15 protein-coding genes and 2 pseudogenes are annotated in these 22,668 nt (G+C 70.5%); 7 read left to right on the plus strand and 10 right to left on the minus strand.

The features are described from left to right. Window positions 1-46 precede the first annotated feature (46 nt). The 3 genes from QEZ54_RS21005 to QEZ54_RS36400 all read left to right on the plus strand — a co-directional run bounded on the left by QEZ54_RS21005 (window position 47) and on the right by QEZ54_RS36400 (window position 2,244). Entirely contained in the window at window positions 47-1,219 is a 1,173-nt protein-coding gene (locus tag QEZ54_RS21005; RefSeq protein WP_281306385.1) for a cytochrome P450, read from the plus strand. Between the two features lie 240 nt (window positions 1,220-1,459). Continuing rightward, window positions 1,460-1,822: a YciI family protein gene (locus tag QEZ54_RS21010; RefSeq protein ID WP_281306386.1), complete on the plus strand. Its 363-nt coding sequence runs from the start codon at window positions 1,460-1,462 to the stop codon at window positions 1,820-1,822. Between the two features lie 221 nt (window positions 1,823-2,043). Continuing rightward, entirely contained in the window at window positions 2,044-2,244 is a 201-nt protein-coding gene (locus QEZ54_RS36400) for a hypothetical protein (protein WP_348650558.1), read from the plus strand. 439 nt (window positions 2,245-2,683) lie between these two features. On the opposite strand, the gene QEZ54_RS21020 is transcribed toward QEZ54_RS36400, so the two are convergent. Beyond that, window positions 2,684-3,337, minus strand: a complete 654-nt coding sequence (locus tag QEZ54_RS21020) for a TetR/AcrR family transcriptional regulator (protein WP_281306388.1) — start codon at window positions 3,335-3,337, stop codon at window positions 2,684-2,686. 300 nt (window positions 3,338-3,637) lie between these two features. Between QEZ54_RS21020 and QEZ54_RS21025 the strand changes: the two genes are divergently transcribed. Continuing rightward, a complete protein-coding gene (locus QEZ54_RS21025) occupies window positions 3,638-3,814 on the plus strand; it encodes a hypothetical protein (RefSeq protein ID WP_281306389.1) in 177 nt (58 codons plus the stop codon). 36 nt (window positions 3,815-3,850) lie between these two features. Here the strand turns inward: QEZ54_RS21025 and QEZ54_RS21030 are convergent, their stop codons facing one another. Further along, window positions 3,851-4,372 (minus strand): NlpC/P60 family protein, encoded by a 522-nt coding sequence (locus QEZ54_RS21030; protein ID WP_281306390.1) that lies wholly within the window; start codon window positions 4,370-4,372, stop codon window positions 3,851-3,853. Window positions 4,373-4,553: 181 nt separating this feature from the next. Then, window positions 4,554-5,558: an N-acetylmuramoyl-L-alanine amidase gene (locus QEZ54_RS21035; RefSeq protein ID WP_281306391.1), complete on the minus strand. Its 1,005-nt coding sequence runs from the start codon at window positions 5,556-5,558 to the stop codon at window positions 4,554-4,556. 145 nt (window positions 5,559-5,703) lie between these two features. On the opposite strand from QEZ54_RS21035, the gene QEZ54_RS21040 reads away from it, so the two are divergent. Continuing rightward, entirely contained in the window at window positions 5,704-6,003 is a 300-nt protein-coding gene (locus tag QEZ54_RS21040; protein ID WP_281306392.1) for a hypothetical protein, read from the plus strand. 3 nt (window positions 6,004-6,006) lie between these two features. Here the strand turns inward: QEZ54_RS21040 and QEZ54_RS21045 are convergent, their stop codons facing one another. The 5 genes and pseudogenes from QEZ54_RS21045 to QEZ54_RS21065 all read right to left on the minus strand — a co-directional run bounded on the left by QEZ54_RS21045 (window position 6,007) and on the right by QEZ54_RS21065 (window position 11,323). Continuing rightward, window positions 6,007-7,293 carry an EAL domain-containing protein gene (locus QEZ54_RS21045; RefSeq protein WP_281306393.1) on the minus strand — a complete coding sequence of 429 codons (1,287 nt, stop codon included), beginning with the start codon at window positions 7,291-7,293 and terminating at the stop codon, window positions 6,007-6,009. A 394-nt stretch (window positions 7,294-7,687) separates the two neighbouring features. Further along, window positions 7,688-8,491, minus strand: a complete 804-nt coding sequence (locus QEZ54_RS21050) for an S-methyl-5'-thioadenosine phosphorylase (protein WP_281306394.1) — start codon at window positions 8,489-8,491, stop codon at window positions 7,688-7,690. A gap of 457 nt (window positions 8,492-8,948) precedes the next feature. Continuing rightward, window positions 8,949-9,080 (minus strand): annotated as a pseudogene (locus QEZ54_RS21055) (molybdopterin-dependent oxidoreductase); the annotation flags it as partial. Between the two features lie 410 nt (window positions 9,081-9,490). Then, window positions 9,491-10,591: pseudogene (locus QEZ54_RS21060) on the minus strand (solute carrier family 23 protein); the annotation flags it as partial. 48 nt (window positions 10,592-10,639) lie between these two features. Then, window positions 10,640-11,323: a hypothetical protein gene (locus QEZ54_RS21065; protein WP_281306395.1), complete on the minus strand. Its 684-nt coding sequence runs from the start codon at window positions 11,321-11,323 to the stop codon at window positions 10,640-10,642. Window positions 11,324-11,690: 367 nt separating this feature from the next. Here QEZ54_RS21065 and QEZ54_RS21070 point away from each other — a divergent pair, with 367 nt between their 5' ends. Next, the gene (locus QEZ54_RS21070; protein ID WP_281306396.1) at window positions 11,691-13,082 is read left to right on the plus strand and encodes a DUF1254 domain-containing protein; all 1,392 of its coding nucleotides are present in this window, start codon (window positions 11,691-11,693) and stop codon (window positions 13,080-13,082) included. Window positions 13,083-13,402: 320 nt separating this feature from the next. Here the strand turns inward: QEZ54_RS21070 and QEZ54_RS21075 are convergent, their stop codons facing one another. Beyond that, window positions 13,403-14,359, minus strand: a complete 957-nt coding sequence (locus QEZ54_RS21075; RefSeq protein ID WP_281306397.1) for a S1 family peptidase — start codon at window positions 14,357-14,359, stop codon at window positions 13,403-13,405. A gap of 479 nt (window positions 14,360-14,838) precedes the next feature. Between QEZ54_RS21075 and QEZ54_RS21080 the strand changes: the two genes are divergently transcribed. Further along, a complete protein-coding gene (locus QEZ54_RS21080; protein ID WP_281306398.1) occupies window positions 14,839-20,943 on the plus strand; it encodes a fibronectin type III domain-containing protein in 6,105 nt (2,034 codons plus the stop codon). Window positions 20,944-21,164: 221 nt separating this feature from the next. On the opposite strand, the gene QEZ54_RS21085 is transcribed toward QEZ54_RS21080, so the two are convergent. After that, a complete protein-coding gene (locus QEZ54_RS21085; protein WP_281306399.1) occupies window positions 21,165-22,559 on the minus strand; it encodes a thrombospondin type 3 repeat-containing protein in 1,395 nt (464 codons plus the stop codon). Window positions 22,560-22,668 lie beyond the last annotated feature (109 nt).

Raw genomic sequence — 22,668 nt, forward strand, 5'->3', positions numbered from 1 at the left:
ACCATTCGTGCACGGTAGTCGGAGGGCGAAAATGCTTCACGGTCTGGTGACAGAACACGCACACGCCCGCCGGCACGAGGCCCGGTTGCTGCGAGCGGGCAACCCGGCGCTGTGGACGCTGCTGACCCTGGGCCGCGTGCTCGGGCCGATAGTGCGGCTGCCCCGGCTCGGCTGGGTGGTGACCGACCCGGTGCTGTCCCGGCGCATCCTCAACGATCCCTCGTTCAGCATGGTGGGCGAGGGCGGTGTCGGCGACCTGTGGGGTCAGCTGTTCGGAGCCGAGTTCGCGTCGTTCTTCGCCGGAGCGCGCCACGCCGAGCTGCGCTCGCTGGCCCGGGACCTGTTCACCGAGGACAGCGCCCGCCGGCTGGTCGACCGGGTGCAGGGTCCGCACCACGCGCGGCTACGCGCCCGCCTGGCGGCCGGCGAGGAGGTCGACCTGGCCGCCGTGGTCCGCACCACGTCGGCGTACACGGTCGCCGACCTGCTCGGGGTGGCCGTCTGCGACGACGAGGCCGCGCTGGCGCTGTTCGCCTCCGCCGAGCGGCTGGCGGCGCTGGCGCTGGGCACGCAGGCTTCCACGGCGCTCGCGCCGGAGGTGATCGCCAAGGCGGGCGGGCTGGTCGACGCGATCACCGCCGACGTCGAGCGGGCCTACCGCACCGGTGGGCCGGACACCCTCCTGGGCCGCTGCCGAGGTCTGGGCCTCGGGCTCGACCTGGCGAAGGGGCTGACAACGCTGCTGGTCATCGCGGGGACCGAGACCGGCGCGTCGTCGCTGACCCGGACCGTGGCGCTGCTGCACGACACCGGCCAACAGCACCGCCTGCTGGCCGACGCCGGGCTCACCGCCAACGCGGTGCGTGAAGGCCTGCGGGTCACCACGCCCGCGCCGGTGATCGGGCGGCACATCGCCCGGGACACCGAGACCGCCGGGCGGCGGCTGCGCCGCGACGGCCGGGTGATGATGCTGACCTACGTGGCCGACAACAAGGCGGGCCCGTTCGACATCACCCGGCAGTACATGCCGGAGACCCGGCAGCTGTGGTTCGGCGCCGGCCGGCACCTGTGCCTGGGCGCGGCGGTGGCGCGGGTGCAGCTGACCCGGCTGCTGGAGGCTCTGACCGCCGACGGGCGGCCGTGGCAGGTGGTGTCCCGGGCTCCCGCGCGGCGGGTGCTGGTGCCGACGTACGAGTCACTGCGCATCCGCACCGCCTGATCCGCGAAATGTTCTCGCCGGGAACGGCATGCCGGGCTTGTACCGGCGGCGGCCTTCCTCACCGTCCTCGCAGTGCCGGCACGTGTGTGCTCGGACGACTCAGGCACGCTCCTGCCGAGGTGAGCGCGACGGTTGACCAGTTGACAGAAATCAAGCTGGAGAGTGTCGGATCCGCCGGATGCCGTTCGTAGCGTATGCAGACACGGACGTCGGGTCCGGGGACGATCAGAGGGAGCGGACATGGCTGAGTACCTCATCTACTTCAATCAGCAGTGGGTGGGTGACCACACCGAGGAGTGGTTCCGCGGGCGCGGTCCACTCGCCAGGGCGGTCGTCGATGAGATCAAGACCGCCGGGGCATTCGTCTTCGCCGGGGGCCTGGAGGAAGAGGACGGCCCGGTCTTCAACGCGGACGCCACCAGCGGCGCGGTGGTCTTCACCGACGGGCCCTACGTCGAGAGCAAGGAGTTCCTGGGCGGCCTGACCATCGTGAACGTGCCGGATGAGGCGACCGCCCGGATGTGGGCCGGCAAGATCGCGCAGGCATGCGGCTGGCCGCAGGAGGTTCGCCGGTTCAAGCCGCAGCGCGTCCTGCAGGAATGAGATCGTCACTCTCAGCTGAGGCTTGAGTCGAGGCGCGGCCGGCATCGGGGCGACGTCGCTGCCACGGTATCGGCCAACAAGCGCTTCCCCGGGCCGTGACCTCGCCGGCATGGCCCGGGCGTGGAGGATCAGAGGCGTGCGCTTGCTCCTCGCCTCCGACCAGCCGACGGTCGCCGGGTCGCGACCGCCCTGTTGCGCCGGGCGCCATCGCCTGGGTACGCATGCATGCCGCCGAGTACGGCGGCAATCCCGAGGCGCTGTTCATCGCGGGCAGCTCAGCCGGCGCATACCTCGCGATACGGGCGGTCGGTGAGAGCACAGACCCCATCGCGGGGCTCATCGGCCGCTACGGATACTACGGCGACCTCACGCTACGCGACGGGCCGCCGCTGCTGGTCATCCATGGCAGAACGACCTCGTAGTACCGGCGTCGCACGCGCGCGCGTTTGCCGAACGGTCACAAGCAGCGTCGCGCGCTCCAGTCCGGTACGCCGAGCTGCCGGCGCACACCACGACTTCGACCTGTTCGAGTCAATCCGCTCAGCCGCGGTCAACCAGGCCGTCGCGGCGTTCATCGCCCAACAGATCCGGACCGTGTAGCACCGGCAACGATCATCATGCTCACAGCGACGACGACTGCACTGCCCGCCCGGATTCGCGCGAGCGAGAACCGGTCCCACCCAGGCCGGCAGACATCGCCTGGATGCTGACGCTATGCACGGTCGCGACCGAGGTCTCCGGTCGGCGGTCGTACGCATGGTCGACCCGATCGCGGCACAAGGCTGATCACGGCTCAGCTGTGCGACGAGTCGCCCGGCGCTTCGAGGCGCACCGATGCCCGCACGGCCTGATGCCCTTCCGTCAAAGTCCATCGGCGCCGACAGCTGGCCGATCAAGGGACGAGCGTGATGCATCGTCGACGGTAGTCAGGCCGGTCACCATGGCCGCGTACTGCCGCATTAGGCGTAGAGCCTCGCTGCGGCCCAGCGACGTTCGGGCGATGATGTGGTACCCGTAGGCGTCTTCGAAGGCGACGAGGTTGCGTGCGGCATCGACAGCGGGTGCGGTCAGCGTCATGAGTTCGCGGCGGGCGCCGTCGTTGAGGATGGCTTCGTATATCTCGGCCTGGCGGTCGAACAGGCTTCGTCTCAAAGTCGCCTCGCCACGACGAAGTCGTGCCTGGGGCGAGAACTCGTAGAGCAGACAGCACAGTTCGTCATCGGGTCCCGTGGGCAATCCTGATTCGATCATCGCGGCGAGGCGGTGCCTTGGGTCGTCGTGCATCGCACTCGCGCGGGCACGACGCAGGTAGAAGCGTTCGACAGCCTCGTCGTAGACGTCCTGGAACAGGTCTTGCACTTCGCGGAAGTAGTAGGTCACCGTGCCCGGTGACATCTTGGCGGCGTCGGCGATGTCACGGACACGGACATCGGCCAGCCCGCGCCCGATGATCGCCGCGCGTGCGGCGGCCAACAGGTGAGCGCGGCGCTCGTCCTGACGTCTTGGGCGTGCCATCCTCGCTCCCGTCCACCGTTGATGAGTACACCGTAACGCCTGGGCTGCCGCCATCCGGACGCGTATTCTTTGCGACCATGTACGAAGAATAAGAACACAACGGCATGCGGGCCAGGCGCGCCGGGCTTGTCCTGCCCGGCGATCCCAGCCCTTGCAACGCGATCACCGACTACCCGGCGTCGAGGTGGGCATGGCGGCCCAGTGGCAACTATCCGGCGACCTGTTCCTGGCCCTGTCGGCCGCACCCCAGCAGACCACCGGGTCGCAGTACCCCGACGACGTCACCGAGCGCAGCAGCAGATGACGCTGGTGCCCTGGTCCCACCTCGGCAGGTTCTTCGCCGCATGCGCGCAAGCCGTCGATGAGGCCGTGCTGAACGCCCTGTTCGTCGACGGCGACATGATCGGCCGCGACGGAAACCGGGTCCCTCGCATGCCGGTCGACCGCGTACTGCGGCTCCTGCGCGACGACCGGTGAACCGCGCGACTTGCAGAAGCCGTAGCACCCCAGCTGTCAGTAGCCGTTGGGAGTCAGTACGTCGATGAACAGCGGATCGGGTTCGGTGCCGCCGAGGGTGACCGTGTCGCGTTTGGCGTAGCCGTAGTAGGCGTTGGCGTCGATGACCTTGTTGTCGCCCACGTAGATGCCGGTATGGTCCAGATCGCCGCCGTAACGGATGCCGTCATGAGGGTCGGTGTCCCAGAACACCAGGTCCCCGGGCCTCGGCGTGCTGACCCGGCGGCCCTGGTTGATCTGACCCTGCAGCCAGTAGTTCAACTGCAGACCCCGACCGGTGGCCCGCTCCGTACCGTCCCAGATGGCGTGCCGGTTCAGGCACTCGCAGTCCACCGCCTGCACTCCGCACGTCCAGCCATACGCCAGCCGGTAGGGAGTGCCGAGATAGGCCTCTGCCGCATCGACCACGGCGGCCCGTACGCCGACGGCGTGAGCGGGCGCCGGTGTCACGACCACGGCCGTTGCCAGGACCGTCACCCCGCACAATGCCCGCGCGAGGACCCGTCGCCACATCTCCATGTTGAACCTCCAGATTCGTCGTACGACACAGTAAATAATGGAAGTCGATGGATGGGAAGAGTCGCCGCACTGCGGGGCTTCTGGCCTCGACCGGCTGGCATCCACCGGCCCAGTGGGAAGTGCCCTTGGCATAGGGCCGTCGGTGCTGGAACGAGCGGTGCCCGCTCCAGCACCGACGGTGCTAGACGCGGGTCAGGCGTACCGCGTCGGCTATGACGTAGCCGGTGCCGTTGGTCCAGCGGCTTACGCCGACGGCGTTGTAGTCGCCGGCGGCGAGGGTGAAGGTGCCCAGGGTGCGCCAGCTACCACCGGTGACCTGTTGGTTCACCACGACGGACTGGTTGCCGCCGGTGGTCACGACGACGTACGGGGTGGAGTCGTTGTAGCCGGGCAGGGCCGGGTACCAGACCTCGACCTTGTAGCTGGCCGTGGCCGGGATGTTGAACTTGTACCAGGCGGCATCGGAGATCGCCTGGGGGTTGGCGTACCGGTAGTCGGCGCCGTAGCGCTGGGTCGAATAGGTGGAGGTGCTCCAGTTCGCCGAGGCGGTGAAGCGGCCTGCGGTCGAGTTGTCCACGGTCTGCGACCACGCGGGCGGGGTGGTCCCGTTGACCAGCTGCATGAAGTAGGTCCAGTTCCACTTCGAGCCGGGATCGGTGTGGGTGGCGCCGGGGACCTCGTTGTGGCCGATGATGTGCGCCCGGTCGCGGGGGATGCCGTACTTGCTGGTCACGCTTCGGACGATTGCCGCTGAGGCCTGGTACATCTGCTCGGTGTACCAGCCGTCCTGCTCGACGTAGCCCTCGTGCTCGATGCCGATGGACTGGGTGTTGTAGGTCCAGTTGCCGGCGTGCCAGGCGATGTCGGACTCGCGCACCATCTGCGTGACCGCACCGGTCTTGGAGACGACGTAGTGTGCGCTGACCTGGGCGGACGGGTTCTGGAACCAGTTGATGGCGCTGGAGTAGGAGCCCTGGACGGTGTGGATGACCACGTAGTTGATGTTGTAGTCGGACTCGCGGTTGGCGTCGGTGTAGTTGCTGGTGCTGGCGGGCACCCAGGCGGCCGGGCCGTAGTCAGGGCTGGCGTGGGCGGCGGTAGGCACCGCCAGGGCGGCGCCGAGGGCCAGTGCGACTCCACCGGTGATGGCTGCCAGTCGGCGACGTAGGGGGGATTGGACGGACACGGGACCTCCCATGCAGGGACTAAAGAGAAGCAGCCAGACATTAATCGAGCTCAATGTCGTATGTCGACGAGTTTCATGTAACAACTCGGAGTCGAAAGATGTCTTCACTGCCCGGTTGTCCCGGCAAGCCCCTCGTGCCGTCACCGTGATCGCGGCAGCCGCCGTGGCCCGGGTGCCGGCGTTCGCCAGCTCTGCACACGCCGCCACGTTCCTCAAATCCGCCAGCGGCTGCGCCGTCAACATCACCGCCGGCACCGAGACCGGCCACGCCGGCGGCACCTGCAGCCACCGGAACGGCTGCAAGGTCGACCTCAGCATGTACACCTGCGTCGGCAACTACATCGAAAACACGTTCACCGACGTCGGCTGCATCTCCGGCTGGGGCTATCAGCGGAAGTCCGGCGCCGGCAACCTTCACACCGACGAAGGCGTCCCTCTCGGGTGATGATCACCCCGTGACGGCGGGCAGTCGTGACACGAGGGTGCGGGCGGCGTCGATGATGAGGTCGCGGTCGTAGCTCACTATGACGTCGAATTCGCGGCTGTTCTCGCTGGTCGAAGGCGCGCGGCGGTCGCAGGCGAACAAGGCGCAGGCGAAGTAGGTGCCGATCACGATGACATTCCACTCGGCTACCAGCGGGTCGTCGGCACGCAGAGCTGAGCCGCGTACGCCGGGGCACGGCTCGCCGGGCATGTCGGTGCCGAAGACGGCGACGACGAAGGCGCGGGTGGCCAGGTTCCGGTAGCGCCGCGCGGTCGGTAGGAAGTACCGGTGGTGCTGGAACGTCGACAGCAGCACCGAGGATTCGCTGGACAGACCCTGACTCTCGATGTGTCGGCTGAGTGGGATCAGCAGTTCCTTGGTGGTCGACCGGGCGGTGCGGAAGCGGCGGGCGTGTTCGAACGGAGTCCTCGCGGCCAGATCACCCGTCGGCATCCGCGGCAGCTCCGGGCCGGCTGGCGGGTGGTGGTGCGGCAACGCGCCCGGGTAGCCGAAGAACCAGCCCTGTCCGAGGGTCGCACCCATCGAGGCGGCGACGGTCAGGTCCCGGTCTGTTTCGATCCCCTCGGCCAGGATCACAGCGCCGGTGCGTTCGGACTCGGCCAGGACGGCGTTGACCACACGGGAGGCCAGGCGGCTGCCGCGGCTGTGCACGATGCCGCGGTCGAGTTTGATGACCTCGGGAGCGATCAGCGGCAGCGTGGCCAAAGTCGAGGGGTTGGCGCCGACGTCATCCAGGGCGATGCGGGCTGACCGCTCTCGCAGTCTGGTGATCGAGGCGACCAGCGCGGCCGGGTCGTGGTCGAGCTGCCGCTCGGTGATCTCGACGACGACCTGCAGCTCGCGGTAGGCGCGTTCGTTGACCGCGATCAGGTCGGGTGGGCAGGCGGCGCGCAGCGACGCCGGTTCGACGTTGACGAACAGCGGCAGGTGTTCAGGAAGGCGGGCGTCCAGCGCGTGCTGGAACGTCGCGGAGCGTGCGATCCAGTCGAGCTCCGCGGTGCGCCCGGCAGGTCTGGCTGCTTCGAACAGCTGGGCGGGGGAGTGCAGGACGCTGTCAGCCGGGCCGCGGATGAGGGCCTCGTAGCCCGCGACGCGGCCGTCGGAGATCGCCACGATCGGCTGGAACACGGGGCGAAGCAACCGCCTGCCGATGATGTCGTCAAGGCTCGGGTCGCGGGCCCGGTCAGACGCCTGCGGCTGTCTCCTTGGTGCCTGATGCACGTGCCACATCCCATGGTGACGTGCGGCGCTGTGGGCCCCGCTCGCTGGGCAGTGCCGAGTGCCGGGCCCGTCCCGGCCGCACAGCCGATCTGCGCCGACATCCAGCAGCGGCGAACGCCAACACCGACTCTAGCCGTTCAGGCGCGATGGCGCGGCAGAACAGCTGCTCACTGAGCGGATACGAGGCCAGTCTCCCGGCCGGCCACAGGATCGGCGACGTCAGCCGGTGTGGCGGGCTCAGGCTCCGGCAGCCGGGCGCGGTGGCCACGGGCGCGGTGCCGTCCAGCGCCGAGGCTTGCACCCACGAACGGTGATCGTCGCGACCGCCCGTCGAGACGACGTCCAGACGTTTGACGCCTTCCCGGCCGGTCCGGGTGCGAACCGGCCGGGTGTCGCGGCGGAGTCAGGGCCGCAGGTAGTGCGGCAGCATGCCGTCGAGGGACGCGGCGCACGGGCAGTCACATTCGGCGGGCAGCCCGACGATCGTGGCCAGCAGCAGGTTGCGCATGCGTTCGGTGTTGTCCTTGAAGACGCGGAAGACCTCGTCCTGCGTCACGCCGTGGTCGCCGTCGACCCCGGCATCGTGGTCGGTGACCAGCGCGACGGCGGTGTAGCACAGCGCCAGCTCGCGGGCCAGTGCGGCTTCGGGTGCGCCGGTCATGTTGATGACCGTGCCTCCGCCTGCGGCGTACCAGCGGGATTCGGCGCGGGTGGAGAACCGCGGACCGTCGATGACGACCATGGTGCCCGTCGGCGTGATCGGCAGGCCGCTCTTCCCCGCGGTGGCGGTGACAACGGCCCGACCGGTGGGGCAGTAGGGGTCGGCGAAGTTGACGTGGACCGCACCGGACTCGACGAAGCTGTGCTCGCGCCCGCTGGTGCGGTCGATCAGCTGGTCGGGCAGGACGAAGGCGCCGGGGCCGAGGTCAGGCCGCAGGCCGCCGACGGCGCACGGGGCGAGGATCTGGCGTACGCCCAGCGAGCGCAGTGCCCACAGGTTGGCGCGGTAGGGAATGCGGTGCGGCGGGTGGCGGTGGTCGCGGCCGTGCCTGGGCAGGAACGCCACGGTCCGCCCGGCGACCTGGGCGACGGTGACGACGTCCGACGGCGGGCCGTACGGGGTGTCGACCTGGATGTCGTCGGCGCCGTCGAGCAGGCTGTAGAGGCCCGACCCGCCGATGACGCCGATGGTGGCGGTAACGGTCATCTCTTCTCTCCATCGTGATCGGTTGCGGTGGTGCGGCGCCGGGCCCGCAGGCCCAGGACGACTGCGGTGACGAGCCAGATCCCGGCCACACAGATCAGGTAGCCGCGGTGGTAGTCGCGGGGCAGCGCGGAAGGGTCGTCAGATCGGCGGCCGTGGCCGAGCAGCAGCGGTACCGCCACGACGGTCAGGGTGGCCGTGACCAGCAGCGCGCCCTGCACCACAGGTCGGGCCCAGCCGGGCAGCCACCGGGTGAGCAGCAGCCCGGCCACGATCGCGGCGGGCATCACCAGCAGGTCGTGGCCGAGCAGCACGGCCACCGCGTACCGGGCGTAGTTCGGCAGCGAGACGCTGGGGTCGGTGAGGACCCCGATGAGGCCGTATCCGGCGGCGAGGACCCCGACGGCGACGAGCAGGCGCCGGGTCCACACGGTCGCTCCGGAGTAGGCGGGCCGGACGGTCATGGCAGCACCTCGATACTGGCGACCCACTTCGTCTGCAGCACGCCGGGCCGGTTGGGGGCGATGAGCCGGCACGGGTAGCCGTGGTCGAGCTCGAGAGGCTGCCCGTGCACCTGCAGGGCGAGCAGGGTGAGCCGGTCGGCCGCGTGTGGTGGGGGGCCTTGAGGAAGGTGGCCGATGGCACGTCCAGGGAGCCTCGGACCGACAGTACGACCGCGGCGTCGGTGACACCGGCGGTGTCGGGCCAGTCCTGGTCGATACGGCCGACTTCGGAGAAGAAGCCCGCGCCGTCGTAGTGCAGGACCGTGGTGCGGCCTGAGGGCAGGCGTGCGGGCGGGTCGCTGATCTCCCAGCCGCCGTCGTTGCGCCGGAACTCCAGCAGCCTGCTGGAGCGGGTGACGGTGATCGAGGTGAGCAGGATCGACAGTGCGGCGCCGAGGAAGATCGCGTACTGCAGCGGCAGCGCGGTCGTGGCTGCGAATGTGACGATCATGGCGATGGCCGAGGGCCAGGACGTGCGCAGCACGAGCATGATGTCGTGGCGGCGCTTCTCGATGAGTTCGGCGCCGATGACGAGCATGATCCCGCCGATGACCGCCATCGGGATCAGGCCCGCGTACGGGCCGACCAGCAGCACGATGACCGCCAGCCAGAGGCCGGCGAAGATCCCCGCCCAGCGGGAGTGGGCGCCGGAGCTCTGCGCGATGCCGGTGCGTGACAGCGACCCGCCGGTGGGCAGGGCGCCGAACAGCCCGCCGGCGAGGTTGGCCACGCCTTGGGCGTTGAAGTCCTTGGACGCGTCCGGCCGGGAGCCGTCGGGGTTGGCCACCGCGGCGCCGATGCCCGCCGCCTGGGCGAGTGCGACCAGGGCGATCGCGACCGCGCCGGTGGCCAGGGCGGGGATCGTGCTCAGGTCGGGCAGGGTGAGCGGCGGCAGCGAGCGGGGGATGGCGGCGATGTCGGCCACGCGTTCGACGTCGGTGCCCAGCAGCACGGTCGCCGCCGTCACCACCAGCAGGGACAGCAGCGTAGCCAGGGCCCTGGTCGGTCGCCAGAGCCGGAACAGCAGCCACGCGGCGACGGTCGCGGCGGCCACGATCACCACCGGGGTCTTCCACCGGCCGAGGTGGATCAGGGCGTCGATGAGCTTGCCGACGGTGTTGGAGCTGCCAGGGGTGTAGCCGGTGGCGTCCTTGATCACTCCGGCTATGATCTGCAGTGCGATGCCGACGGTGAACCCGGTCATCACGGCCGTCGACACGTACGACATGACCGAGCCGAGCTTAAGCAGTCCCAAGATCAGCATCACGGCGCCGACCAGGACGGTGAGCGTCGCGATCGCGCCGATGTCGCCGGTGTCGAGCCCTGCTGCCAGCAGGACGCTGCGCGCCGACAGCGCGATCGCGCTGGTGAGGGTGGTGACCATCAGGGCGGTGCGGGCGAAGACCGAGCCGAGGATGGTCGGGACCACACCGGACCACAGACCGAGCGGCGCGGAGAAGCCGCCGATGCTGGCGTAGGCCACCCCCTCGGGTATGGAGAACAGCCCTGTCACGAAGCCCGCGACGGCGTCGCGGCCGGTGGGGCGGGGAATCGCCCGCAGCCGCCTGGCGGCGGTGTTCGGCGTCGGGTCACCGGTCATCTCGTAGGTCCATTCCTCGGGCCGGTCGTCGGTGGTGGTGGCATGTGCTCAGCCGGCGGGGACCGCCGTTTCGGCGGCACGGCGCAGCCGGGCGAGCAGGATCCCGCAGAGCACCAGCAGCCACCCCGGGAAGAGCAGCAGCAACCAGGTGTCGAGCGTGGCCGCCAGGAACAGCGTCAACCCGACGCCGATGCTGAGGATGAGGAACCAGCTCGGCACGATCTTGGTGTGTCGGCCCAGAGACGCGGTCGTGAGCACGAACATGGCTGCCATGCGCATGGCGAGGATCACCGATACCAGCTTGCCCAGCTGCGCGAAGCCGCGCATGGTGGCCGGGTCTGCCACGCCGTCGCCGAACTGGGCCACCGCCGCCCCGACGCTGAACGCCGCAGCGGCGACCAGTTCGAGCACGATGTAGCTGAGCCCGGCACCGAGCTGCAGGTTCGAGAACAGCACGTGCTGGGGGCGGCCCTGGTGGGCTATCCACATGCGCAGCGTCGTGATGAACCACAGGAACGTGATCGCCGCCAGCGGCATCAGGTAGATCCCGGCCAGCAGGACCCGGTGGCGGGTGTCAGGGGCCAGGTAGTACTCCAGCACCGTCTGGTCGGGGTCGCCGGTGCCCGGAACCTCGTGCAGGATCAGGAACGCGGCAGTGAACAGCACCGCGTGGGCCGCTCCCATGGCGACGGCCAGCCGCGCCGCCCGCCGCGCCGCTGCGGGGTCGGTCACGGCAGTGAGCGCCGCGCCGTGGACCTGTCCGTCCGTGTCCAGCACGCGTGAAGACGCGGACTGCGGTGCCTGACTGTGCTGAAGGCCGTCTGTCGGGTCGACGCGCGGGCCGCCGCCCGCTGACGGGTGGTCCGGCTCCGCCATGAAGACCCCCGCAGTCGGTATCCGCGGACGACCGCCCGCACACCGGCGAGCATAATGCGGCGAATTCGCCCAGTAGTGCCTGTTCCGGCAGGTCGCGTCGCCGCGAGAGCGCGACGGCCCAGTCCGTCCGATCGTCAGCGCCCCACCCTGCTGGTCGCTACGGTCAAGACGGACGGATCGACCGACCGGGGCGGATTCGATGCCGAGGCGACGGGGGCAGACGGTGAGCGACGGACGTGAAGCGACCGATACGCAGACCAGCACGGCGGCCGGTGTGCGGATGCACACCGGCTACGCCCAGACCCTGGCCCGGATGGCATACCTGTGGGGATGGCCCATCGTCAACATGATCAACCGGCGGGCCGCGATCACGCGGGCACCCGAGCCAGGGCGACTCAACGGCGTCCTGCCCGCCGCGCCACGCGGGCGGCTGGCGATGCTCAACGACTACATCGACTCCGCCGAGACCTTCGTGACCTGCCCCAACCAGGACGTCGTCTACGGCCTGGGCTACTTCTCGCTCGACGAGGAGCCCGTGGTGCTGCAGGTGCCCGACTTCGGCGACCGGTTCTGGGTGTACGCGCTCTACGACGCCCGCACCGACCAGTTCGGGCAGCTCGGCAAACCCTACGCGACCCCGCCCGGCCTCTACCTGCTCGCCGGCCCCGCTTGGAACGGCCAGGCACCCGACGGGATACAGGCGGTCATACGCTCCAGCACGAGCCTTGCCGCAGTGATCCCGCGGGTGTTCCTGGACGACACCCCGCAGGACAGGGCCGCGATCCAACCGCTGATCAACCAGATCGGCTGCTACCCGCTGACCGAGTACGACGGACATCCGCAGACGACCGACTGGTCCAACGTCCCGACCATCCCCGGTCCGGCCGCCGACGGCCACGGCGAGACCAAGTGGGTTCTGCCGGACAGGTTCTTCGAGCAGCTCGCCCAGGCACTCGACGAGGCGCCGCCGCTGCCCGGCGAGCAGGCACTGTTCGGCCAGTTCCGGCTGCTGCTCGACGCCGCAGCCGAGGACACCGACCTGGCCAAGACCCTGGTCGAAACCGCCGAACAGGCCGAACAGGAGCTGATCGCACCGTTCTTCCGCTGGGAGCACAACGGCAGACCGGCCGGCAACGGCTGGAACCGCTCCACCAACAACGCCGTCTGGGGCCTGGACTACTTCGACCGCACCGGCACCGCCAAATCCAACATGTTCGACAACCGGCCCGCCGAGACCCAGTACTTCTATACCGACTACGACGCCGACGGCGCGCAGCTCGACGGCGCCCACACCTACGAGATCACCTTCCCGGCGGGGCAGGAACCGCCCGTCGACGGCTTCTGGTCGCTGACGCTGTACAACGACCAGCACCTGTTCCACCCCAACGAGCTCGACCGCTACTCGCTGGGCACCAAGAACAAGACCCTCAGCCGCGGCGCCGACGGGTCGCTGACCCTGACCGCCGGCGGGACCGCCCCGTCCAGCGACCGAGTAGCCAACTGGCTGCCCGCACCGCAGGCCACCTTCAGCCTGTACCTGCGTGCCTACTGGGGCAGGCAGCCGATCCTCGACGGAACCTGGCAGCCGCCCGCGGTACGCCGCACCAGCGGCTGACCTTCCGCGTGGACCGCCGCCACACATCGTCCTGACCGATCGAGAAGCCGGGAATCCGCGATGACCGAAACCCAGACCCAGGAAGCAGCCACCGAGGCCGCCGCGTCGGCAGTCGCCTCGCCGCTGGTCGAGCAGATCAACGGCGGCAACTGGCTCGACCCGCAGGAGGCCCACGACCTGCGGGCCGAGATGGTGAATCCGCTTTCGGCGAGCCCCGCGAGCCCGAGGATGTCGGACCCGGTGAGGCGTTCGGTAGATGTTCAGCCGGGTCACGCCATGACTGGGCCGCACCTGACGAGTGCGACCCCGACACGCGCAGGTCAGGGCGCGAGCATCAGGCTGAGGCCGAACCAGTCCAGCGCCTCGCCGACCGGCTGGAAGTAGGTGCGGTTGGCCGGGTCGCTGCACTCCAGGTTGCCGGTGCCGGAGGAGACGAGGCCGATGGCGCGGGCGGAGACCGGGTTGGTGACGTAGATGTGCTGCCACATGGGTGCGCCGGAGTCGCCCGGGCGGGCGCAGATGTTGGTCTCGATGAGCCCGCCGATGGGCCCGCCGGCCGTGTTGACGGTCACGTCGTAGGCCAGGATGGATCCGCAGGTGTAGCGGCTGGTGCGGCCCATCTTGCATGAGGGCAGGTCCGCCGCGGGCAGGGGTGCGAGCTGGCGGACCGGCTGCGTGGACAGGAACGGCGGCTTGACGTAGCTGTTGACCAGCGGCTGTCCGACGTAGGAGCCGGTGAGCTCGATGACGCCGAAGTCGCCCTGCTGGCCCAGCACCGAGCCGACCGCGGGGCCGAGGAGGTTGCCGTTGCGTCGCCACGTCCCGCCGCCCGCGGTGCAGTGGCCCGCGGTGAGGGCGTAGTCGCGCCCGTCGGCGTCGACTGCCATGAAGCCGGCGGTGCAGCCGCCGGTGGGGCCGTCTATCTCGTGCCCGCCGACGATGCCGGCGTAGGTGCCGATCACGCCGGGGGTGGTCTCGACGGAGACCCGACCGGCGTGGCGGCTGGCCGTGGCGGCGAGCCCGGCGGGCACCGTGCCGGGGACCCGCAGGACCACCTTGCCGGTGGCCGGGTCGACCCGGGCGGAGCTGCCGACCGGTGCCGACGCGACGAGCTGGTCACGCAGCGCGGCCTGGGCTGCCGGGTCCAGCGTCGCGGCCGGGCCCGCCGCCTGAGCGGGGTGGCCCTGGAGCAGCAGCGTCGCCGTCAGGGTGAGAGCCGCGGCGCTGGCGACCCTCCGCTGTCGGCGAACCGTACCGGGGATCGTCGGGGTACGCATGCGTGGTCCTCCTCGCAGTCAATCGAAAGTCAACTATATAAGACATGGTCAATGTCTTGGATCGTCTTTTCGGTCGACTCGTCTCGCTCTGCGATGCGGGGACGGGGTCGTCGCGCGCCATGGCGGCGGACCCGGCCTGCGGTTTCTAAGACCGGGCTGACTTGGGTGCAACGTGGATGCCCGTCCGATGTGTGTACACATAGGATTGCGCGGCCGGCCGACCGATCAGGCGATCGGCGGGAACGGTGCGTGGCCACGAACCGACAGGCTGTAACGGGCGGCTGAGCGGCCTGCGGGCCGGGCCGGCTGGAGGTCTGCGCCAGCTGGATCGACCGCCGGTCGTGGCCGTACGCCCTGGACCGGCTCCGATCGAGACCGGCTGATGCGCCGAAGAACTGATGAGAATGCGAAGAACCCGTCCGTACGCTGCGGTTCAGCGCATCTGCGCGCATCAGTGCGATCGATGGAGGTATGTCGCGTTGAAGAGGTCCTCCGGCCACCGCCCCTCCCGGCGCAGGTGGGCACACCTGCTGGCCGGCCTCCTGCTCGCCGCCGGCCCGGCGTTCGTACCGGACGCCGCGTGGGCGGCAGTGCCATACGACTGGGCGCAGGCGTCGTCCGATGCCACCCCCGCCCGCTCCGCACCCGGACTGGCCGCCGACCAGACCGGATCACCGGTGCTGTTCGGAGGCAAGGCCACGTCCGGCTGGATGAACGACACCTGGCGCTGGACCGGTACGGCATGGGCGAAGCTGACGGTCGCGCAGTCGCCGAGCGCGAGGTCGGGCGCGGTGATGGTCTACGACCCCGCTCGCCGGCAGACCATCCTCTTCGGCGGCACGGGCGCCACCGGCCTGCTCAACGACACCTGGGCGTGGAACGGCGGCTCCTGGACGCGGCTGACCCCCGGCGGCGCACCGAGCGTCCGCCAGGACGCCGCAGCCGCCTGGGATGCCGCCCGCCAGACGATCGTCCTTTTCGGCGGCGCGAACACCGTAGGCAAGCTCCAGGACACCTGGACCTGGAACGGCACCACCTGGACGCAGGTGACACCGTCGGCCAAGCCCCTGGCACGCTCCGGCGCGGCACTGGCGTTCGACCCCGGCTCGGCCTCGACGATTCTGTTCGGCGGATCCGCCGCCACCGCGAAGCTGCAGGACACCTGGCGCTGGAACGGTACCGCCTGGACGCAGCTGTCGATGACGACCTCACCGTCGGCCCGCACCGGAGCCGGCGCGGCCACGAGCCCCGCCACCGGGCAGATCGTCCTCTTCGGCGGACTCGCCACCAGCGCGAGCGCGGAGACCTGGACCTTCGGCGGTACGACCTGGACCAAGCTCACCCCGGCGCACGCGCCCTCGGCCCGTGACTCCGCGGGACTCGCACCGACCGCCGACGGAGGACTGCTCCTGGCCGGAGGCAGCGGCGGGGCGAAGCCCGCGGCCGGGACCTGGCTGTGGCGCTCGGTGCCGGGGGCGCCGACTGCGGTCACCGCCACGGCGCAGGACCGCAAGGCGACCGTGACGTGGACGGCCCCGCCAGGCGGCGGGTCGCCCGTCACGTCCTACACCGTCACCGCCGCGCCGGGTGGTGCCAGCGCGACGACCACCTCGACCAGCGCGACGGTCACCGGGCTGCAGCCGGCGACCAGCTACACCTTCATGGTGACGGCGACCAACGTGTGGGGCACCGGTGCCGCGTCGGCACCCTCCAGTCCGGTGCTCACCTGGGGACTTGCGACGGCACCCCGGTCGGTGACGGCGGTGGCCGGCAACGCCATGGCCACGGTGTCGTGGCAGCCGCCCGCCAGCGACGGCGGCAGCGCGATCACCGGCTACACCGTCACCCCGTATCTCGGCGCTGCCGCCCAGCCGACCATGACGGTCGGACCGGCGCCCACGTCGGCCACCGTGACGGGGCTGTCGAACGGATCGGCCTACACCTTCCGGGTCGCCGCGGTCACGGCCCTGGGCAGCGGCGCCGTCGCGGAGTCGGCTCAGGTGGTCCCGGTGACCGTGCCGGGCGCGCCCCGGTCGGTGACCGCCACGCCCGGCGACAGGAGCGCGACCGTGTCCTGGCAGCCGCCGACCGACGACGGCGGCAGCGGCATCACCGGCTACACGATCACCCCGTACGCCGGTGCAGCCGCACAACCGACCGTGGCGGTCGGCCCGGCGTCCACCTCGGCGACGATCACCGGCCTGACCGGCGGGACCGCGTACACGTTCACGGTTACCGCGCGCAACGCCAGCGGCTCGGGTAGCGCCTCGGCGCCGTCGGCCGCGGTGACGACCTGGGACCGGCCGGGTGCCCCGCGAGGCGTGACCGCCGTGCCGGGCGACCGCCGGCTGACTGTGGGCTGGCAACCGCCGGCCTCCGACGGCGGAGCGCCGATCACCGGATACGCGATCACCACCACGGCCGGCGGAGTCCCGCAGTCGAGCCTCACCACCGACGCCGCCACGACGACCGCCACGGTCACCGGGCTGATCAACGGCATCACCTACACCGTGACCGTCACAGCGGTCAACAGCCTCGGCCAGGGACCGGCCGCCGTGGCTACCGCGACGGCGAGCGACCGGCCCAGCGCCCCGCCTGACGTCACGGCGGCCGCGGCGGGCTCCGACCGCATCACCGTCAGCTGGGACCCGCCCGCCTCGGACGGGGGCAGCCCTGTCCTTGAGTACCTCATCACGCCCTACGAGGGCACCACCGCCCTGCCGTCACGTACGGCCGCGGCCGGACCGGTCACCTTCGCCGGGCTGACCGGCAGCACCACGTACACGTTCGTCGTGGCCGCGGCCAATGCCAACGGCACGGGGGCGGAGGCGACCTCGGCACCGGTCACGACACCGGCGACCACCTGTCCGACCGGGGGCGCGACCGACGTGTGGACCGGCGCGGCCGGGACCACCGCGTGGAGCACACCCGAGAACTGGTCGGCCGGACGGGTGCCGACCTCCGCCGACATCGCCTGCCTGCCCGCCGGTACGCGCGGCAGCGGCAGCATCGCCATCCCGGCGACCGCGCTCCGGCGACTTGCCGCCTACCGGGCCGTCACGGTCACGGCCGGGCTGAGCACCGCCGACGGCGCCGATTTCGCGGCCGACGCCGTGTGGAGCGGCGGCACCTACACCGGTCCGGGCATCACCGTCGGCCCTTCGGCGACGGTCGTGGTCACCGGGTCCGTCGTGCTCGACGGCGCGATCGTGCTCCGCAACGACGGCACCATCCGCGTGGACAGCTCGACCGGTTCGGCCGAGGTCGTCCAGCCGTGCGGCGTACCGGCCCCCGCGTCCTGGCTGAACGCCGGAACGCTGCTGTTCAGCGGTGCGGGCGGCGGCCGGGTGAGCCTCTGCTCCGGCTCGTTCACCAACACCGGCACGGTCAGCCACCCCGACACGGCCCGCGACGTGCTCACAGCCGCCCGGCTGACCAGTAGCGGCATGCTTCGGGCTACGGCGGGCATCCTGCACGTCTACTCGGCGGCGCTGTCGGGTGGAACCGTCGGCGGCGGCGCGGGCCAGGTCCTGCTGGACGGTCCGGTGACCGCGACGTCGGCCGTACGCTTCGCCGACAACGTCTGGGTCGTCGGTGACCTGGCCGGTGCCGTCGTCGTCCCGGCCGGAGCCGTGCTGCACGTCGGCTACGACCCGGCATACCCGGTCGAGTGGACGGGCGCCGGATCGCTGACCGGCACTGTTTCCGGTGACGGCACCCTGCAGGTCGGGGGGTACGAGTTCAGCCGCCCCGGCAACACCTTCGCCAGCGTCGCCACCCTGTACGCCGATCTGGACATCGCCACCGTGACACTGGGCGACCACACCACCCTGGCCGCCCAGGCCGACGGCACGCCGACCGTCATCGGCGCCGGCACGACCGTGTACGTCGCCGGCGGCGTGACCCTCGGCCGTGCCGTCGAGGTCGTCAACAACGGACGCGTCGACATCACCCTGAGCACCTACCGCACGGGCGGCACCCCGGGCCTGTCCGAGCCCTGCACCGGCCAGACCCCGGTCACCTGGCACAACGCGGGAGTCCTCCAGTTCAGCGACACCATCGGCGCCATGGTCAGCCTGTGCCGCGGCTCGTTCACCAACACCGGTTCCATCCATCATCCCGGCCCGGCCCGCGCCGCAGTGGCCGCCGTACAGTTCACCAACACCGGGACCGTCGACGCGCAGGCAGGCTTCCTGCAGCTCTACTCGGCCACCCTGACCGCGGGCACCGTCGGCGGAGGCGCCGGGCAGGTGCTGCTCGACGGCCAGGTCACGACCACCTCCGCGGTCCGCTTCGGCGACGGCGTCTGGGTGCTCGGCATCCTGTCGGGAGACGTCGTCGTTCCGGCCTCGGTGACGCTGCATGTCGGCTACGACCCAGCGTATCCGGTGCAGACCCAGCTGGCGGGCACCGTGTCGGGCCGCGTCAGCGGCCCCGGCACCCTCCAGGTCACCGGGCACGAGTTCCACCAGCCGGGCTACATCTACGGCAGCGTCGCCACCGTGGCCGCCGATCTGGAGGTCGCGCACGCGATCCTCGGCGACTACGCGGACCTCGCCCCGCAGTCCGACGGGACGCCGACGGTCATCGGCACGGACACCACTGTCACCATCACCGGTTCGGTGACCGTCTCCGGCGCCGTCCAGGTGGTCAACAACGGCCTGGTCGACGTCACCCTCACCGACTACCACGCGGGCCTCATCCCCGGCATCGCACAGCCCTGCGGCGGCGGTCAGGCGTCCTGGCTCAACGCCGGCACGCTGCGGTTCAGCGACGTGATCGGCGGCTGGATCAGCCTGTGCCCGGGATCGTTCACCAACACCGGCACGGTCACCCACCCGGGACCGGCCCGGAACGTGATCAGTGCCGGGCTGCTGCGCAACTCCGGCGATCTCACCGCCCAGTCCGGCATCCTCCAGCTGTACGCCGCGGACCTGACCGGCGGAGCCGTGGGCGGCGGCGCCGGGCAGGTCATCCTCGAAGGTCCGACGGCGACCACCGCCGCGGTGGACTTCCTCGACAACGTCTGGGTGATCGGGACGCTGGCCGGCTCGATCACCGTCCAGGGCGGAACGTTGCACGTCGGATACGATCCAGCGTTTCCGGTGGCATCGCTCACCGCCGGTACGATCAACGGCCGCGTCACCGGACCGGGCACGATGAGAGTCCACGGCCGCGAGATCAGCCAGCCGGGCAACACCTACCGCAGCATCGCCAAGATCGCCGCCGACCTCGACGTCGCCGACGTGGTACTCGGTGAGCACACCCTGCTGGACACCAAGCCGGACGCCACGCCAACTGTCATCGGCGCCGGCGCGACCATCACGCTGGAGGTCACCCCGGCGCTGGCATCCGGGCTCGTCCTGCGAAACCACGGCACGCTCAACTTCCAGACCAACGGATACTTCACCTGCGCCGACTGCGCCTTCACCAACGAGGCGGGCGGCAGCGTCCGCCTCGACAACCCCGACGGCGCCTTCACCCACGGGTTCCTCGTCGACAGCGGAACATTCGACAACCAGGGCCTCATCCACCTCACCGGAACCCTGCCCGGAACGTGGATCTGGTTCGGCCCGCACGTCAACCTCACCGGCCAGGGCCGGGGCATGGCCGTGGTCGACGGGCTCAGGCAGCCCGCGTGGGTCGAGAACCTGCGCTCGGGAACCTACGACCAGCGGTTTGCCGCGGCCCTGACCCAGCCCGGACTGGCCGCCCTGGCGGTCAACCGGGTCACCGCCCTGGTCAACCAGCTCACCGGCCTCGGTACGGGAACCTGCGCGAACGTCAACGTCAACCTCGGGATAGCCGGCGCGTCGACCGGCGTATGCAAAATCATCGACTCGCATGACGCCGAGGCCGTCGTCCTCAGCGTCTCCGGCAGCCTCGGTCTCGGCGTCGACCCCACGAGGTCGATCGACGCCTCCATCCTCATCCCCGACGAGCCGTCGGTATCGGTCGACGGCGGCAGCATGCTGCTGTGGAACCAAGGTCCGCAGGGCCGGGACTTCGACGTCGCCCAGGCCGACGGACTGTCGCTGTGCCAGACCAAGACGATCGTCGTCGGCCCGGGCATCACCACCCAGCACTGCTGGGGCCCGTCCGACGGCGTGCCCTACCCGCTGGACCTACCGTCGGCATACCGGCCCGGCGTCCACAGCGAGTACGTCGGTGTGGTGTTCGGCAGCCCGGACATCAGCGCGAACTCCTCACTGAGCTACTCGGTCACGATATCCTGCGACCGCTGGCACTACCTGACGCTGCAGACCTGCGGACCATCGAACCGGACGGCACCCACTGTCCCGAGCGACCCGGCGGTGGGCCAGACGCTGGTCGCCGACCCCGGAGCGTGGGCGGCCGGCGGGACCGGCCCGGCCTTCGCACTGACCTATCACTACCAGTGGCTGCGCTGCTCAACGCCCAGTACCAGTTCCTGCCGGGCCATCTCGGGAGCGACGGCGCGCTCGTACACCCCGGCCGAAGCGGACGCGGGCAGCTGGCTGGGCCTGGAGGTGATCGCCGCCAACGGCGGCGGATTCTCGGCTCCGGCAAGCGCGCAGCTGGGCGGTCCCGTGCGCACAGGCTGACCGGCCCGGACGCCGATCGTCAGCAGCAAGGACCAGGGTCGCTCAGCGTCCATCAGCGACGAGCACGGGTCCTCGTATCGCACTGCTGCGAGTGGTCGGCCCGGCGAGCGAAACGAGCAGTCGACCCCTGCGGGCAGCATCCCGCAGGGGATCAGATCGGCTGCTGGCCGACGGCCGGTGGTGGTCCCGCGACACCCGTCGCGGGACCACCACCGTCTGCGCTAACCGCACAGGCCGCCGCAGGTGCCGCCACCGCCGGTCGGCGCGGCCTCGCTGGGACTGGGCAGGTCGGGACGTCCCTCAGGCTGTGCCGTGGTGACCCGGGGCGGGGACAGCAGGCTGTACCCGGTGGCGAGGTCGGAGTCGATCAGCGACACGAGGCCCGGGTCGTTCGGGTTCGCCGGGTCGTTCTCGAACCCGGGCGCCGTCCAGCCGTCGACCACGGTGATCGCGGCGCCCCGCATGCGCAGCGTCTTGTCGACCATCTCGAACGTGACGATGGTGGTGTCGGCGTCCGGGTCGACGTACTCCTCGTCGTCGGGGTCGTCGCTGTCCTCATAGTGAGCGTCGTCGGTGGTGCAGTTCTCGCCGTTGGCGTCGCAGCTCTGGACGACCTGCGAGGTCGAACCCCAGGACCCGTCCTTCGAGATGTACGTGGCCGTGGTGACCACGACCGTGCCGATGACGTTGCCGTCGTCGTCGCGGACGAAGGTCGTGCTGACCTCGAGGCCGCTCGAGCTGCCGTCCGGGTGCTCGTGCAGGTCGACGTAGGTCACGTTGGTCGTGTCGCCGTTCGGCAGGAACGTGGACCTCTTCTCGCGCGCGCCGGTGGAGGTCTCCTGGTGCTGGACGACCGTGGTCGGGCCCTCCGAGCCGTCGGAGTTGGTCGTCGTGACGACGGCGCCGCCCTCGCCGTCGCTCCTGGACGTACGGGTGGTGCCGTCGTTGAACTCGTAGCGGGTGCCGGTGCCGTCTTCGGTCGGTCTGCTGCTCTTGACCCCGCCGTGCTCCTGGCCGAAGGTGTACTGCCGCTGGTCCTTGCCGACGCTGATCAGGCTGCCGACCCCCGGCGAGCTGAAGCTGGCGCCCTCCTGGGAGAGCAGGGCGACGTCGATGCCGCCGACCTTGACACCCGGCATGGAGCCCTTGCCGCCCCTGCCGTTGAGCCCGAGGGTGAAGCCGTGCGTCGGATCCAGGTCGACGCCCCTGGTGTCGACCTCACCGAAGGTCATGCCGAGGTGCTCGATCGTCTTGCGCCGGGAGCCCATGTCGAAGGCGCCGAGAACGTCGATGCCGGCCTCGGCCCGTGCGTCGAGGATCTGCTGCGGTACGGCCAGGAACGCGCCGAGGCCTGCCTCGAAGGACGGCAGCTTGCGGTCAATGGCCAACTGCACGACCACGGTCAGCAGCGGGTGGCTCTCGGCGTCGTGGGGGTTGGTGCCGGCCATCAGTTCGTCGGCGTCGCAGAAGCCGTCCCCATCCGAGTCGACCACCCGCCAGGCGAAGTAACAGCCGGTCGGGTCGCACAGGTGCAGCGTGGCATAGCGGGGCTTGGCATCGGCGGCACGGGCTGGAGCCGCCGCGCCGAGCGAGGCTCCGAATGCCAGGACTCCCACGAGGAACACGGCCGGTAGCCGTCGCGATAGCGGATTCATCCACAGAGGATGGCAGGTGCCGCGACATCAGCAGCCAGCCCTGAGACAGTTCCGTGTCCGAAAGCCGGCA

The sequence above is a fragment of the Catellatospora sp. KI3 genome, from assembly GCF_029948125.1.
Classification (GTDB): Bacteria; Actinomycetota; Actinomycetes; order Mycobacteriales; family Micromonosporaceae; genus Catellatospora.

Bases quoted from the DNA above. Each gene is read 5' to 3' on its own strand.
- QEZ54_RS21010 (WP_281306386.1), top strand. From the start codon at position 1,460: ATGGCTGAGTACCTCATCTACTTCAATCAGCAGTGGGTGGGTGACCAC.
- QEZ54_RS36400 (WP_348650558.1), top strand. From the start codon at position 2,044: ATGCATGCCGCCGAGTACGGCGGCAATCCCGAGGCGCTGTTCATCGCG.
- QEZ54_RS21020 (WP_281306388.1), bottom strand. From the start codon at position 3,337: ATGGCACGCCCAAGACGTCAGGACGAGCGCCGCGCTCACCTGTTGGCC.
- QEZ54_RS21025 (WP_281306389.1), top strand. From the start codon at position 3,638: ATGACGCTGGTGCCCTGGTCCCACCTCGGCAGGTTCTTCGCCGCATGC.
- QEZ54_RS21030 (WP_281306390.1), bottom strand. From the start codon at position 4,372: ATGGAGATGTGGCGACGGGTCCTCGCGCGGGCATTGTGCGGGGTGACG.
- QEZ54_RS21045 (WP_281306393.1), bottom strand. From the start codon at position 7,293: ATGTGGCACGTGCATCAGGCACCAAGGAGACAGCCGCAGGCGTCTGAC.
- QEZ54_RS21050 (WP_281306394.1), bottom strand. From the start codon at position 8,491: ATGACCGTTACCGCCACCATCGGCGTCATCGGCGGGTCGGGCCTCTAC.
- QEZ54_RS21075 (WP_281306397.1), bottom strand. From the start codon at position 14,359: ATGCGTACCCCGACGATCCCCGGTACGGTTCGCCGACAGCGGAGGGTC.